The following is a 1,198-nucleotide window of genomic DNA, read 5'->3' as shown; positions in this document are numbered from 1 at the left end:
GGTAATCCCCCCGAAAAACAGCGGTGATCAAAAGTAGAATTTTCCGTAAGCTACACGCAGGGAGATTCTGCATGAAGAAGTCACGTTTTTCCGACAGCCAGATCCTGTCGATACTCAAGCAAGCCGAGAACGGCGTACCGGTTCCGGAGCTTTGCCGCGAGCACGGCATGAGCAGTGCCAGCTTTTATAAATGGCGCGCCAAGTTTGGCGGCATGGATGCATCGATGATGGCCCGCCTGAAAGAGCTGGAGGATGAAAACCGTCGGCTCAAGAAGATGTATGCCGAGGAGCGGCTGAAGGCTGACATCCTCAAGGAAGCCATCGAAAAAAAGTGGTGAAGCCGTCTCGTCGCCGTGAGATGGCGCAGAAAGCCGTTGATGAAAAGCGTGTCAGCATTCGTCTGGCCTGCTGGATGTTCAGCATCAGTGAGACCTGCTACCGCTACCAGCCCAAACTCAGCAGCGAGAATGCCGAGATCGCGGACTGGCTGGTGCGGCTGACCCACAATCAGCGGAACTGGGGCTTTGGTCTGTGCTTCCTGCATCTGCGCAATGTGAAAGGCTTTACCTGGAACCACAAACGGGTCTATCGGATTTACCGGGAGCTGGAGCTGAATCTGCGCATCAAGCCCAAGAAGCGTCTGGTTCGTGAAAAGCCGGAACCATTGGCTGTGCCGGAAATGATCAACGACAGTTGGTCGATGGACTTCATGCACGACCAGCTCAACGACGGACGCAGTTACCGGCTGTTGAACGTGATCGATGACTTTAACCGCGAGGGGCTTGGCATCGAAGTGGACTTCTCGCTTCCGGCAGAACGGGTTATTCGATCACTGGACCAGATCATTGAATGGCGGGGTAAACCGCGCTCTATCCGTTGTGACAACGGACCTGAGTACATCAGCGGCAAGCTGTCAGCCTGGGCCGAAAAACGAGAGATCAAGCTGGCGTTTATCCAGCCTGGTAAACCCCAGCAGAATGCTTATATCGAACGCTACAACCGAACGGTCCGTTACGATTGGCTGGCACAGTATCTGTTCGACAGCACCGAAGAAGTCCAGGATTATGCCACCCGCTGGCTCTGGCACTACAATCACGAACGACCCAATATGGGACTCGGAGGAATTACTCCTCAACAGAAATTGGCCATGATGGCCTGAGGTCTACTTTTGAACCCCGTTAAAAATGGAGGGATTACC

The 1,198-nt window shown here is 53.8% G+C and carries 1 protein-coding gene; it reads left to right on the top strand.

The genetic code is table 11. The features are described 5' to 3' along the window. Positions 1 to 71 precede the first annotated feature (71 nt). A protein-coding gene (locus tag VF673_RS14975) for an IS3 family transposase (protein WP_440292520.1) occupies positions 72 to 1,159 on the top strand; the annotation gives its coding sequence in 2 pieces (ribosomal slippage) (positions 72 to 333 and positions 333 to 1,159; 1,089 coding nt in all). Positions 1,160 to 1,198: the final 39 nt, after the last annotated feature.

The organism is Halopseudomonas sp. Lyrl_26 (assembly GCF_051948695.1).
GTDB classification, from domain to species: Bacteria; Pseudomonadota; Gammaproteobacteria; order Pseudomonadales; family Pseudomonadaceae; genus Halopseudomonas; species Halopseudomonas formosensis.
This window is presented reverse-complemented; position numbering and strand designations above follow the sequence as displayed.